The following is a 12,592-nucleotide window of genomic DNA, read 5'->3' on the forward strand; positions in this document are numbered from 1 at the left end:
CACCTAACCTTCTCCTTCAGAAGGAGGAAATTTGTACGAATCTTGGGGACGGGTAGCATCGGGACGCTTATATAAAAATTGTGCTGGAAAGCGAATAATACTATCTTTCCAGTCTTTGTAACGCGGAGGATAAAAGGGTGCAAGGTATGGAACACCCAGGGTAGACTGGCGAAGCAGATGAATCAAAATAAAACAGAATCCCAGCATGATGCCGTAAAACCCCAAAAGACCTGCGATAATGATGATTGGAAAGCGAAGAAGGCGAATAACGTTCCCAAGCATGTAGCTTGGGCTAGTAAATGAAGCAAGGGCGCTGAGCGCAATCATAATGATGAGGATATTGCTTGTAAACCCCGCTTGAACAGCTGCGGTGCCGATGACGATACCTCCAACGATACCCATGGTTTGCCCTACCTTGGTAGGCAGTCTTGCTCCGGCTTCCCTTAAAAGTTCAATCACGATTTCCAGCAGCAACGTTTCAAAAATAGGCGGAAAAGGAACTCTGGACCGGGATTCCCCCAGTGGAACAAGCAGCGGTTGGGGTATCACTTCATAATGATAAGTTAACGCTGCAACATAAAAAGAAGTTGCAAATATCGAAAGGACCATGGAACCAATTCGAAGCAGACGCAAAAAAGTAGCAATCTGCCATCGGATATTCTGGTCTTCTTTGCTTTGAAAGAATTCAATCAGCGGATTTGGAAGGAGCAGAGCATGAGAACTTCCATCAATTAAAATCGCTATTTTTCCATTCATCAGCTGAGAAGCTACCCGGTCCGGCCGCTCGGTTAGAATGCTTTGTGGAAAGATGGACAGGGAATTATCCTCGATGAGCTCCGCAAGCACTGGAGTATCTATGAGCGAGTCAATAGAAATTTTTTGGATCCGGTCCTTAACGGCAGTTACCAGCTCCTCCGATGCAATTTCTTTCAGATAAACGATGGATGCTCGTGATTTGCTTTGATGACCGATCACTAGCTGGTCATGACAAAATGAAGTACTTGAGATAAGTTTGCGAAGCAGGCCGATATTAGTGGAAAGGCTTTCGTTAAATGCTACCTGCATTCCGATGACCTGGGATTCAAGCTCTGGTGTGCTTAGTGACCGTGTAATGGATTGCGGGGTAGAAGCGAGAAGTACTCTTGGCGTACCATCAAAATGAAGCAATGTACTCCCATTAAGAAGAGACTCTAAGGCTTTCTCGGGATCTTTCTCATCATTCACATCGCCGACAGAAAGAGTGGAATACAATTCTTCTAAAGAATGGATCTCTTTATTTTGAACGGGCTGCAGAATTTGTTCGCGAAGTATTTGGCCATCAATCAACGGCTCCAAATAAAGCACAGTCAGATGAGGACAGACTTCTTTAATGACAAGATCGGCGGCCGAATGAAACTGCTGGCGGAAAAAAGAGATCACCTCTTCTTTGGAAGCAGGAAAACTCTTAATGGTCTTCTCATTCCCGGAAGGCCCCTGTTCTTTTTTTCCTTTTTTTAAAAACATGGACAAAGCCCCCCTTTGGTATCTCTTAACAGAGTAGGCTAAACGGGAGGTATTTATACGGAAATTTTTATAAGCAAAAAAAACACGAGCCTTTTCACAAAAGGAAAAGCCCGTGCTTCGATTCGATTAATTTTCTGGAAGGTAGCGTCTTGCTCCGGCATATTCCTGAGCGTAGATTCCTTCGATTTTATCAATTCTTACAGTAGTACTCGAGTTTGGTGAATGAATCATCATGCCGTTTCCTGCATACATGCCGACATGGTGGACACTGCCTGTTCCGTTGTTATAGGCAAAGAATAACAGGTCTCCAGGCTGCAGGTCTTCTTTTGCAACAGGTGTGCCTGAGCGGGACTGAGGTCCTGAGTCCCTTGGGATCGTAATGCCTGCGGCTTTATAAAGCGTATGAGTAAATCCGGAACAGTCGAATCCGAATCCGGAAGTACCCGCCCAAAGGTACGGCAGCCCGAGGAACTTTTTGCCTTCATTCACCAGGTCCTCGCCTGTAGGGGTGGGAATGGATTCATCCGTCAGGTAAACTCGTACATCCTTGCGGTCAAGGTAGCGTGTTTTTCCTTCTGGTGTCATTACCCCGATTGAATTACCTTTTACTTTAGAGATCGGAAGTCTCGTATTGTAGCTGATTTCAATTTGTTTTGTTTTTAAAGAAGCGTTTTTATACAGCCAGGCGGTAGGGCTTTTAACGAGCGCAAAAGGCGTTGCTGCTTCTTTCATTTTAGAGAACTTTTTGTTGTACACGAGCTGTGATTTCGGCATCCAGCCGGGATAGCCGGCTTCCAGTCTTGGTGTTGGCTGCCCGTCAACTGCCACTTTTACCCAATCACCCTGCTGATCGGTAATCGTGACTTTGTTTCCGTACAAAGCCTGTGTTTCAAGTGGTCCTACAAGCCATAATTTATCCTCGTACGTCATGCTCGTTGTCCATTTTCTCAAATCAACCGGATTGCTCAGGGAAGGCGAGTCCAGTGGCCTGGTTTGTGCAGGCTTTGTCCAAAGCGTTGCCGCAGCTACATCAACATAAGCGGTCGTAGGAGATAGGTCCTTTGTCTGCGGCGCATCTGCACCTTTCGCTGTTCCTGTAAACATTGAGAAAATTAATCCTGCTGCAAAAAGTGTTCCTGTCCATTTTTTTATGTACTTCATGTTGAGCCTCCTTTTTCTGTAGATATTAAAAAATTCCGTTAAAGGAGAACCGTTTCCTTTTTTATCAGAAATTTTTCGTTCGAAAGTCATGGTTCGGAAGAAGGGAATAGTAAAAAAGTAAGTGCTTTTTACACAACGAAAAATCCTTGCAGGATTTAGAGCCTGCAAGGATTAGCGTTTATACGAAAGTTGGATATTCAAGGAATGGGCAAGATTTTTTAAGACATAGGGGCCAAAAAAAAGAACTTCATTGGTGGATTTATTTACACTGAGTATGGTTTCTCCCACGATGGAAGAGGCCGTACGGTAGGCCAATATATCATCGAAATACTCTATTTTTATTGCTGAACCCGCCTCCGAAGCGGAGTGAAGCAGATTAAGTACGACCGGAAGATCATCAGGGTGAACATACGTTTTTCCAGCTTTGTGAAGCAGAGATATGTTAACATGAAGTTTTTCTTTCTTCATACATTTTCCTTTCATGGAATCTGTTCTATACTAAGTATACTGGTACATTGGAAATTTAAATAGTATGTACTTTTTTGATAGGTAGTTACTTTTTGGATACCATGGACCACTAATTGATTAGGGGGATTGGATTCATGAAGGAAAGAAAAAAGCAGTATTTTCACCCAATTGAAGTAACATTGGATGTGGTCTGCGGGAAGTGGAAGGGAGTCATCCTTTGTTTGTTGCAGGAAAATGACTACCGCTTTGGGGAATTGAAGGACCAGCTTTATTCTGTCACTCCAAAGGTTTTGACGCAACAGCTAAGAGAACTTGAGGAAGATGGCCTGATTACCCGGACTGTATATCCTCAAGTGCCTCCCAAAGTGGTCTATTCGCTTACACCATACGGAAAGGATCTTGAAGATACACTGCGGATGATGGAGAAATGGGGACAGTCCCACCAGCAAAGAGTAGGGGACAACTTCAACGAGGAAGTAAGCGAAGCAGAACTGTCTTAAGAATTTAGACCAACTCCTAAGAGCAACAAAGGTTTCAAGACTTGCCTTTATCAAGATGGGAGGTACCTGAGTGAAGATAAAAGAAGTGATCCTCCGCACCCATTGTATGGAAGATCAAAAAAACTTTTACCATGATGTGCTGGGTTTGCCTCTGCTGAAGAGCCGTTTACCCGGTTCCTTAAGAATCGGCGCAGGTGCTTCGGTGCTCACTTTTCTTGAAGGGACAGAGGAATCGTATTACCATTTTGCGTTTACCGTTCCTGATAACCGATTTTCGCAGGCGAAAAAATGGGCTAGCACCTTTGTCCCTTTAAATACGGTCGAGGATAAAGATGAAATATATTTTGCCAATTGGAATGCGCATGCCTGTTATTTTTACGACCCTGCAGGCAACATTGTCGAGCTGATCGCCAGGCATACGCTGAAAAATGGCACTGAGCATCCATTTACCAGCCGGGATATTTTGAATATTAGCGAAATAGGCATGCCTGTGGATAATGTAAAACAAGCAGCAGAACAGTTGAAAAAGGAATTAAACCTGAATATATACCATAATGACAGTGCATCGTTTGCCCCTCTTGGAGACGCAGACGGATTGCTGATCCTGTCCGATAAAGAAAGAAATTGGCTCGGTTCTGGCAAGAAAGCAAACATTTATCCGGCAGAAATCATTATGGAAGAAGGCCGGACGAAAACCAGCCTGAATGGGTATCCATATACGTTGATGAGTTAAAAAGAGCCGGCGCATGTAAAATGATGTGCCGGCTTTTCTTTATTCCACAATACCGCCCTGTGTGACTTTAATTTTGGCTTTGACATGAACAGGGATGTCAGGGTACTTTTGATTCCATTCTTTAAAATCAAAACGTCTGGCCCTGCTTCTTGCTCTGTCGCCCAAACCGAGAGGGTCAATTCCTTTTTTTTGCAAACGGTCCACCATCTTTTCGGCATCCTGTTCCGTTTGTTTTTGGATGGTTTTTTCAATCATTTTAATCTTTTTTTCTTGGTACAGGGGGGTGCCTGCCGCATCATTAACCTTTCCCGTCACACGGATGGTGATATTTATTTTTGGGTTGGTATTAGCATTGTAAATATCATAATTGACGTGTGATGACAAATTTTCCAGCGTTAAGTAATTTTCTTTACCCAGCTTATATTCATGGGAACCCTGTCGGAAGTTTTGATACAACAGTTTAAAAATAAAGGAATCCTCAAAGCTGATATGGTCAACGTACTTCGAATGATCAAACAAGGCAACACCCGCAATACGGATATGGCCATGCTTTTCTTCAAGGAGAGGCATGAACGGATCGCTGCCTTTTCCATAATAGCTGTAATTAAAATGGTGAAAGTTGGCTCTAGGAAAAGTAAGCTCCATGTTTTGCTCAATCATCCGTTTCAGGTAGGCGGGAACAATCTCACCAACCGGATATTCTTTTGATAACATGTCCTTTGTCGACCCTTTGGCCACCGCGAGGTAGATGTTTCTTCCGACAGATGGGTCCCGCTGCAGGGAATCGATGATCTTGGTGATTCCGCGGCTCGCAAGTTCTTCGTTAAATATGATTACAGACACCCTTCCTGAGGCGAATGGCTTGGGTGTTTCCGCCTGCAGGATCTGCCGGATATTTCTGCTTGTATGGGACCGGGCCGAATAAGTGGTGCTTGATAAGACCGCCTGTTCGCTCCCGCCTTCGGTTGTCGGTACGGAAACCGTGGCTTGAATTTTATTTCCGCTGGCATCATCGTAGCCAACCACACCGACAAGCTGAATATCTTCCAGTACTTGCTTTTGCGGAGTGCAGCCAACAAGGAAAAGTAAAATGGCGGCCATCATCAGTTTTGCTTTAGGCATCTTTTTTCCTCCTGACTTTCAGAACGAGCCAGTGCAATACAAATAAAAGAGGAATGTAAAAATAGATGATATAGTAGCCTGCTTTAGAAACGAGGCTGTTTAGTAGGTCAATTTCCTGCCGGTCTTTGAAAAAGAGGGTCCCTGCAAATATCAGAATCAGAACGGGAATGAGCGTGTGTTTTTGTTTGATCGAATAGACGCGTTTAAACCCTCTCGTCACACACCAGACAGCGATACAGACATTGGGAAGAACGACAAACAGCCACATGGAGATCCCGATGTATTCAAATCGCTCAACAAAAGGAAATTCAACAATTTTCCAGAGCGTAAGTGTCGCCCAGATGGTATGTTTCAACTGGCCCTGGCTGTAATAGGCAAACGATTCAACCGCTGTGATGGTATACACTAAAATGGTGAAAAACACACCCCATTGCGACCATTTCTCCGACTTTTCGGGATGTTTAATAAATGGATAGTACAGCAAAAGCATTTCGAAGCCAAGATAGTTCAAGGTCATCGTTTTTGTTGCGACAAAAAAATCGGTTACGGAATGGTCGAAAAGAGGCAGAATGTTGTAAATATGAGAGTCTTTGACGGCAAAGTATTTTAAAAAGATAAGAGGTGTACCAAGAATAACGCTAAAAAATCCAAGTGCAGTAACGATACGGAAGCCCCCGCTGACAAAATAATAGACAACACCCAATAGAATCAGGGAAATTCCCCATATGTTAATGTGCGGAAACATCCAAACCTGGATGACTTCAATGTATGTTCTTAGGACGGTAAGGGCCAAGAAGCCCGAATACACAGTGAATAAGGTGCTTAATGCACCGCCGATGGCTTTGCCGGCAATGTCCTCATGTACGGCCACAAGGTCACCACCACTGTTTTTTAACATGCGGTAGCTCATCCATACCAGCAGGTGGATAAGAATTCCACCAGTAATGACTGCCATCCATGCATCATGTCCCGCGGATTTGGCTATATATCGTTGAAATCCCAGTACGCCAACCCCAACCTGCATAGTATTAATCAGGTAAAATGCAAAATAAGGGGAAACTAATTTATTTTCTTTTGGCTGCAGATTCATGGTCCCACCCTCTTTTGTATGTGTCATGAAGCGGATTATTCTTCAATGTCATTTTTCTGTAAGCCGCGTTGGGAATTAAAACGTACCGGATCCTCAGGCCGCATCTGCAATGGACGGAGACTTTGGCGGTTAAATGGGAGCCGGAATAACGCATCCTTTAAATCGGTCATCCTCAAAGGAAACAGTGGAGCGAGAAATGGCCGTCCCAGGGATGTAAGACGCAGCATATGCCCCAAAACAAAGGCAGAACAAATGGCCACACCAAGCAATCCCCAAAATTGGGCAAAAATTAAAAAAGGAAAACGGATCAAACGGATGGTATTACTCATCTGGTAGACGGGTGTCGTAAAGGATGCGAGCGCAGCAAGCGCTACGATAATCAGCAGGACATTGCTCGTTAATCCTGCCTGTACGGCTGCTGTTCCAATACAAATACCGCCGACAATCCCGATCGTTTGTCCCACCTTTGAAGGAAGACGGGCTCCAGCTTCCCTTAAAAGCTCAATCGCCAATTCGAGAATAATGGCTTCCACGATCGGGGGAAAGGGGATGCCTGACCGTGAGGCGATCAAAGTGCCCAGCAGGTCGGTCGGTATCATCTCATAATGAAAGGTTAGAACAGCAACATAAAGTGGTGTGGACAGAACGGAAAAGAGTACGCTAAAAAGGCGGATCATCCTGAAAACAGAAGCAATATGCCAGGATAAAAAATAGTCTTCAAATGCGGAAAAGAATTCAACCAGCGTAGTTGGCCCGGTCAGAGCGCTTGGAGAACCATCGACAAGGACAGCAACTTTTCCTTCTGACAATACGGCAGCTACCCGGTCAGGGCGTTCCGTATTAATAAGCTGTGGAAACGGTGAGTATTGGTTGTCTGAAATCATTTGAAGAATATACGAGCTGTCCAGAATATGATCATATTCAATGGCTGAAATCCGCTGTTTCAATGTATTAACGTTTTCCATATTCACAATGCCGTCAATATAAAGAATAACCACGCGCGTTTTTGACAGCTTGCCAACTGTTACTTCCTTTACGTGAAGTTCAGGGATCGGCAATCTTTTCCGAACCATATTGATGTTGACTTCGAGAGTTTCGGTAAATGCCTCTTTTGGACCCACAACACTGAATTCTGTTTCGGGTACAGAGATTTGCCGCTTTTCAGTGGTAGCAGCCGGGATGAGCAGGCAATCGCTTTTTCCCGGACGGGACTGAACAATGACAGAACCAGTCAGCAGGCTGTCCATTATGGTCTGGACATCGCTTGTATGTTCAATGTTTTCCACAGGAATTTCCCGAGAGAGCTCTTTCAATGATAAAGAAGAATACCTGGTTAAATAAGGAATGAGATCCTTATGTACCAGATCAGGATTTACCATACTTTTATAATAAGAAATCGTAAATGGATGCTTATCGCTTTTCGTAAACGAAACAAAATCCTTTGAAGCACCGCATTTTTCCATCAGCTGTTCGAAGGTAAGCCGGGTTTTAGTTTGCCTGGGAGACTGGTTTTGTGAACGATCCTGTTTTTTTTGCCGTCGTTTTCCGAACATAAATAGATTCATTCCCTCGTTTTAAGAATATCTATTTGTATATCATTCCATTTGAGGCAGTCTCTATTCACATCAAAAGAAGGACAGATCCATTAATTTTTTATTATACTTGGAGCAAGGATGAACAATTGGGGGTAAAAAGAATGGAATGGAAAAAAGGAAACTATGTCATTTCCACGGATAAAACCTGGCTGAATGTAGAAATGATCCATAAGTTTTTATCAGAAGAGTCGTATTGGGCAAAAGGGATTAAGATCGAAAGAGTACGGCGTGCTATTGAAAATACGCTTTGTTTTGGGGTATATGAGATGAAAAATGACCAGCCTGTACATGCCGGTTTTGCCAGGATATTGACTGACTATGTAACAACAGCCTATTTATGCGATGTGTTTATCGATAAAAGGTACAGGGGGAAAGGTCTCTCCAAATGGCTGGTTCAAACCATCATTTCCTTTGAAGACCTTCAGGAGGTGCGAGGGATGCTGCTGGCCACAGAGGATGCGCATGGACTCTACCGCAAATATGGATTTGAAGTGGTGGATGCTGGACGTTACATGAAAAAGAAGATAAAAGAAGAACAGCAGAAATGATATCTGCTGTTCTTCTTATTTACGAGAGCTTTACTATATACAGCATGAGTATAAAATGAGAAGCACTCCCGGCAAGGACAAACAGATGCCAAACGGCATGATTATAGGGAAACTTGCGCCAAACGTAGAAAAAGGCACCAACGGTATACAAAATTCCTCCGGTAAAAAGCCAGGCAAGAGCTTCTTGTGAAAGGTTGAGGATCACACGGTTAAAGGCAAATACAATGAGCCACCCCATCAGTACGTAACCAATGGTGGAAAGAATCACAAACCGTTTGGTAAAAAAGATTTTAAAGGCGACACCGGCAAGGGCAATTCCCCAGACAGTTCCAAACAATGACCAGCCCAAGGCTCCTTTAACGACAAGCAGAAGGATAGGGGTGTAGGAACCTGCTATAAACAGATAGATGGCGGAATGGTCCATGATCTCGAAAATATCTTTAACTTTGCCTTCAGGAAAGCTGTGGACAAGCGTGGATGCTGTATATAAAAGCAGCATCGTTACCCCGAAAATAGCAAAGCAGGTGATAGCAAGCGGTGTTCCCTGATCACTGGCAAATACAATAAGAAGAATCAGCGCGACGATGCTAAAAACCGCTCCGATTCCATGCGTGATGGCATTGATGATTTCTTCACGCTTCGTATAGGTGAAAGCCTCCATTTTTTCACTTCCTTTATTCCGGACTATAATGATGTTTCACTCATTCTAACACAGAAAAAGAGCTCAAGTGAATTTGAGCTCTTGTCTTTACATCATTTCTCCGGTCTGCTGTTTGGCAGGCAATACTTTCCCTGTCGATTTCCGGTTGGTGCGCTCTTTCATTTCAAGGCGTCTTGCAACCAAAGACAAGGAATAGTTAACAAGAAAATACATCACGGCGATCAGGAGAAAAATGGGGATAACATAATTAACATTCTTTCCATTTACAATCTGAGCATTGTGAAGCAGCTCTGGCAAGGAGATTACAACGGCCAGTGATGTATCTTTCAACAGGGAAATAAACTGGCTGACAATCGGGGGAACCATACGGCGCAGAGCTTGAGGGAGAATAATATGCTGCATGGTCTGCATATATGTGAGACCCGACGACCGTGCGGCTTCAATCTGCCCTTTTTCAATGGAATTCAGTCCGCTTCGAACAATCTCGGAAAGCATGGCGGATTCAAAAATGATAAGAGCTGTGATGGCAGCCATTGTTACGCTTAATTTAATTCCGACCTCAGGAAGGGCGAAAAACGTGAAGAAAATGATCAGCAAGAGAGGAAGGTTTCTGATCACTTCCACACAGACCGCAACAATTCTTGATAGAACAGGAATCTTGGCATAACGCAGGATGCCAAGGATGCTTCCAATGAGAAAGCTGAAAATAATAGCGATAAAAGCGACGAGCAGCGTTGTACCCAGACCTTTCAACAAAAAGAGCAGATTCCCTGAGGAATAAGCACCGATGAAATCCATAGAGCCCCTCCCCCTTATCCGCTTACCGCCAGGCGCCGTTCAAGGTATCCGACGAACAAGCTGAGCGGAATCGTTAATATGAGATAGAATACGGCGACAAAGATATACACGTCGAACACGACATAGGTGGCTGATGAGATGGAATCGCCAAAATACATAAGATCCAATCCAGCCACAACTCCCAGAATCGATGAATTCTTTACAAGATTAATAAACTGATTGCCCAGAGGCGGAATAACTATCTTAATCGCCTGCGGCAAAATGATGTATCTCATCGTCTGAATATAGGTGAGGCCCGACGACCGACCGGCTTCCATCTGGCCCTTGTCCACCGAAAGGATGCCAGCGCGAATGGCTTCGGCAATAAAGGCCGCTGTATAGATGGAAAGGGCAATGGTCCCAGCCTGAAATCCGGAAAGTTCCATCCCCAGGCTCGGCAATCCATAGTAAAAAATAAACAGAATAAGAATAAGGGGGATATTACGGACAAATTCGACAAATGCGGTGCCGGCCGCCTTGAGCACCTTCATGGGGGAAATTCGCATTACCGCAATGATAACACCCAGAATAAAACTGAAAATTAAAGCGAGGAGGCTTGCTTTCAGTGTATTTCCGAACCCTTGCAAATACGTGTCAAGGTTATTTGTGAGAATTGTAAAATCAAGCATTTTTTCCCTCCTTTATGAAAGAAGAAGAGATGGACACAGGGGTCCATCCATCTTCACCGGACTTTATTGTTCTTTAATCCATTTGCTTTTGATTTTGTCATATTCTCCGCTGTCCTGAATTTCCTTAATAAAGTCATTTACATATTTAGTGAATTTGTCATCGCCTTTATTCAGGGCGATACCATATGGCTCATCGGTAAATGGCTCACCTACCAGTGTATAGTTGGGATCCTGGTCAGCCATGCCGTACAGGATAGAGTTGTCGGTGGTCAATGCCTCCCCTTTGCCGGCTTTCAGAGCGGTGAATGCTTCCGCGTAGTTTTCAAATTCCAAAACCTGTGCTTCAGGAGCCTTTTCTTTTATGTTCTGAACAGAAGTGGAGCCTTTTACTGCAAGGACTTTTGTACCTTTTTTAATATCGTCGATGCCTTTGATCGTACTTCCTTTTTTCACGAGAAGGGACTGGCCGGCTTTAAAATAAACGTCAGAGAAATTCACTTCTTTTTTACGTTCAGGGGTGATGGTCATGGTAGCAATGATAGCATCGATATCACCGTTTTTAAGCATTTGCACACGTGTTTTTGAGGTGACTTCCTTGAGCTCCAGTTTTTTCTCATCTCCAAAGATCTTTTTTGCAAGTGCTTTGGCGATATCAATATCAAAACCTTCCACTTTGCCGCTAGACGGATCTTTGTAGCCGAACAGGTTGGTATCATATTTGACCCCGACGACCAGTTTTCCACGTTTCTTTATTGCAGAAAGCGTATCCTTGGATTCTTTTCCTCCTGTTTTTTCTGAACTGCCGCATGCGGAAAGCATGCTGATGATCAGTACAAAAATAAGTGCAATCAGCCAATTTTTCTTTGTTTTCAAATGGTTCAGCTCCTTTAATGGTTTAATACTCTGCTTAAAAATAAGCGGGCCCGGTCTTCCTTGGGATTGGAAAAGAAGGCAGCAGGCTCGCTGTCTTCAAGAATCCGGCCATGGTCCATAAATACGACACGGTTCGCTACTTCACGGGCAAAACCCATCTCATGCGTAACCACGACCATCGTCATGCCGTCTTTCGCAAGTGTTTTCATCACATCAAGTACCTCGCCGATCATTTCGGGATCAAGAGCAGAGGTTGGTTCATCAAAAAGCATGATATGAGGTTTTAAGGCGAGACCTCTGGCAATGGCCACGCGCTGCTGCTGCCCCCCGGAGAGCTGGGACGGGTAGGAATCTGCCTTGTCCGGAATTCCCACTTTATTCAAGTAGAACATTGCGGTTTCATTTGCTTCTGCTGTGGAAATACCTAGGGCCTTTCTTGGAGCGAGGGTAATGTTTTCAAGTACAGTCATATGAGGATACAAATTAAAATGCTGAAAAACCATGCCGATTTCTTTACGAAGGTCATTAATGTTTGTATCTTTGCTTTTTAACCCTTTTTTGTTAACAATAAGTTCACCATCCGTAATCGTCTCAAGCCGGTTGATGCAGCGGAGCAGGGTGCTTTTCCCAGACCCTGATGGGCCGACGACAACAACAACTTCTCCTTCTTTAATTTCCAGGTTAATATCAGTGAGAACCTGAAAATCACCGAAATGTTTGTTCACATTCTTAAATGAAATCAATCCAATCCCCCTTTTTATGTATTAAAACTCAGGTAGTTGTATTCCTGAAGTTTTTCAAAAGTTTTTATTTTAGGAATCTTGTGAAAATATTTCGACCATCTGTTACAAAATTCCTTTTTTTTCTTCTTA

The 12,592-nt window shown here is 43.7% G+C and carries 14 protein-coding genes; 3 read left to right on the top strand and 11 right to left on the bottom strand.

The window, feature by feature from the left end:
- Window positions 1-3 precede the first annotated feature (3 nt).
- From BLT53_RS02960 to BLT53_RS02970, 3 genes are all read right to left on the bottom strand, one after another.
- Window positions 4-1,503: a spore germination protein gene (locus BLT53_RS02960; RefSeq protein WP_090232670.1), complete on the bottom strand. Its 1,500-nt coding sequence runs from the start codon at window positions 1,501-1,503 to the stop codon at window positions 4-6.
- A gap of 126 nt (window positions 1,504-1,629) precedes the next feature.
- Window positions 1,630-2,655 (bottom strand): C40 family peptidase, encoded by a 1,026-nt coding sequence (locus BLT53_RS02965; protein ID WP_425284694.1) that lies wholly within the window; start codon window positions 2,653-2,655, stop codon window positions 1,630-1,632.
- Window positions 2,656-2,835: 180 nt separating this feature from the next.
- On the bottom strand, window positions 2,836-3,132 hold the full coding sequence (locus BLT53_RS02970; protein WP_090232672.1) for a PAS domain-containing protein: 297 nt from the start codon (window positions 3,130-3,132) through the stop codon (window positions 2,836-2,838).
- A gap of 134 nt (window positions 3,133-3,266) precedes the next feature.
- Here BLT53_RS02970 and BLT53_RS02975 point away from each other — a divergent pair, with 134 nt between their 5' ends.
- Window positions 3,267-3,632, top strand: a complete 366-nt coding sequence (locus tag BLT53_RS02975; protein WP_090232673.1) for a winged helix-turn-helix transcriptional regulator — start codon at window positions 3,267-3,269, stop codon at window positions 3,630-3,632.
- Between the two features lie 70 nt (window positions 3,633-3,702).
- Window positions 3,703-4,365 (top strand): VOC family protein, encoded by a 663-nt coding sequence (locus BLT53_RS02980; protein WP_090232675.1) that lies wholly within the window; start codon window positions 3,703-3,705, stop codon window positions 4,363-4,365.
- Window positions 4,366-4,404: 39 nt separating this feature from the next.
- On the opposite strand, the gene BLT53_RS02985 is transcribed toward BLT53_RS02980, so the two are convergent.
- From BLT53_RS02985 to BLT53_RS02995, 3 genes are read right to left on the bottom strand one after another with little or no spacing between them, the layout of a single operon-like run.
- Complete coding sequence (locus BLT53_RS02985; RefSeq protein ID WP_090232676.1) at window positions 4,405-5,487, bottom strand: Ger(x)C family spore germination protein; 1,083 nt, start codon at window positions 5,485-5,487, stop codon at window positions 4,405-4,407.
- A complete protein-coding gene (locus BLT53_RS02990) occupies window positions 5,480-6,577 on the bottom strand; it encodes a GerAB/ArcD/ProY family transporter (RefSeq protein ID WP_090232678.1) in 1,098 nt (365 codons plus the stop codon). Before BLT53_RS02990 ends, BLT53_RS02985 begins: the two co-directional genes overlap by 8 nt.
- Before the next feature lie 35 nt (window positions 6,578-6,612).
- Entirely contained in the window at window positions 6,613-8,130 is a 1,518-nt protein-coding gene (locus BLT53_RS02995; RefSeq protein WP_244520344.1) for a spore germination protein, read from the bottom strand.
- A gap of 143 nt (window positions 8,131-8,273) precedes the next feature.
- Here BLT53_RS02995 and BLT53_RS03000 point away from each other — a divergent pair, with 143 nt between their 5' ends.
- Entirely contained in the window at window positions 8,274-8,720 is a 447-nt protein-coding gene (locus BLT53_RS03000; protein WP_090232681.1) for a GNAT family N-acetyltransferase, read from the top strand.
- A gap of 19 nt (window positions 8,721-8,739) precedes the next feature.
- On the opposite strand, the gene trhA is transcribed toward BLT53_RS03000, so the two are convergent.
- From trhA to BLT53_RS03025, 5 genes are all read right to left on the bottom strand, one after another.
- Window positions 8,740-9,381: a PAQR family membrane homeostasis protein TrhA gene (gene trhA, locus BLT53_RS03005; RefSeq protein ID WP_090232682.1), complete on the bottom strand. Its 642-nt coding sequence runs from the start codon at window positions 9,379-9,381 to the stop codon at window positions 8,740-8,742.
- An 87-nt stretch (window positions 9,382-9,468) separates the two neighbouring features.
- Window positions 9,469-10,179, bottom strand: a complete 711-nt coding sequence (locus BLT53_RS03010) for an amino acid ABC transporter permease (protein ID WP_061968659.1) — start codon at window positions 10,177-10,179, stop codon at window positions 9,469-9,471.
- A gap of 14 nt (window positions 10,180-10,193) precedes the next feature.
- Window positions 10,194-10,847, bottom strand: a complete 654-nt coding sequence (locus BLT53_RS03015) for an amino acid ABC transporter permease (protein ID WP_090232684.1) — start codon at window positions 10,845-10,847, stop codon at window positions 10,194-10,196.
- A 63-nt stretch (window positions 10,848-10,910) separates the two neighbouring features.
- Complete coding sequence (locus BLT53_RS03020; RefSeq protein ID WP_090236662.1) at window positions 10,911-11,666, bottom strand: glutamate ABC transporter substrate-binding protein; 756 nt, start codon at window positions 11,664-11,666, stop codon at window positions 10,911-10,913.
- Between the two features lie 68 nt (window positions 11,667-11,734).
- Complete coding sequence (locus BLT53_RS03025; protein ID WP_090232685.1) at window positions 11,735-12,463, bottom strand: amino acid ABC transporter ATP-binding protein; 729 nt, start codon at window positions 12,461-12,463, stop codon at window positions 11,735-11,737.
- Window positions 12,464-12,592: the final 129 nt, after the last annotated feature.

Source organism: Fictibacillus solisalsi, from assembly GCF_900103485.1.
Classification (GTDB): domain Bacteria; phylum Bacillota; class Bacilli; order Bacillales; family Fictibacillaceae; genus Fictibacillus_C; species Fictibacillus_C solisalsi.

What these genes read in the sequence shown, in the direction of transcription:
- BLT53_RS03015 (WP_090232684.1), bottom strand. Translation starts at nt 10,847, where the DNA reads ATGCTTGATTTTACAATTCTCACAAATAACCTTGACACGTATTTGCAA.
- trhA (WP_090232682.1), bottom strand. Translation starts at nt 9,381, where the DNA reads ATGGAGGCTTTCACCTATACGAAGCGTGAAGAAATCATCAATGCCATC.
- BLT53_RS02960 (WP_090232670.1), bottom strand. Translation starts at nt 1,503, where the DNA reads ATGTTTTTAAAAAAAGGAAAAAAAGAACAGGGGCCTTCCGGGAATGAG.
- BLT53_RS02995 (WP_244520344.1), bottom strand. Translation starts at nt 8,130, where the DNA reads ATGTTCGGAAAACGACGGCAAAAAAAACAGGATCGTTCACAAAACCAG.
- BLT53_RS02970 (WP_090232672.1), bottom strand. Translation starts at nt 3,132, where the DNA reads ATGAAGAAAGAAAAACTTCATGTTAACATATCTCTGCTTCACAAAGCT.
- BLT53_RS02985 (WP_090232676.1), bottom strand. Translation starts at nt 5,487, where the DNA reads ATGCCTAAAGCAAAACTGATGATGGCCGCCATTTTACTTTTCCTTGTT.
- BLT53_RS02990 (WP_090232678.1), bottom strand. Translation starts at nt 6,577, where the DNA reads ATGAATCTGCAGCCAAAAGAAAATAAATTAGTTTCCCCTTATTTTGCA.
- BLT53_RS02975 (WP_090232673.1), top strand. Translation starts at nt 3,267, where the DNA reads ATGAAGGAAAGAAAAAAGCAGTATTTTCACCCAATTGAAGTAACATTG.
- BLT53_RS03010 (WP_061968659.1), bottom strand. Translation starts at nt 10,179, where the DNA reads ATGGATTTCATCGGTGCTTATTCCTCAGGGAATCTGCTCTTTTTGTTG.
- BLT53_RS03000 (WP_090232681.1), top strand. Translation starts at nt 8,274, where the DNA reads ATGGAATGGAAAAAAGGAAACTATGTCATTTCCACGGATAAAACCTGG.
- BLT53_RS03020 (WP_090236662.1), bottom strand. Translation starts at nt 11,666, where the DNA reads ATGCTTTCCGCATGCGGCAGTTCAGAAAAAACAGGAGGAAAAGAATCC.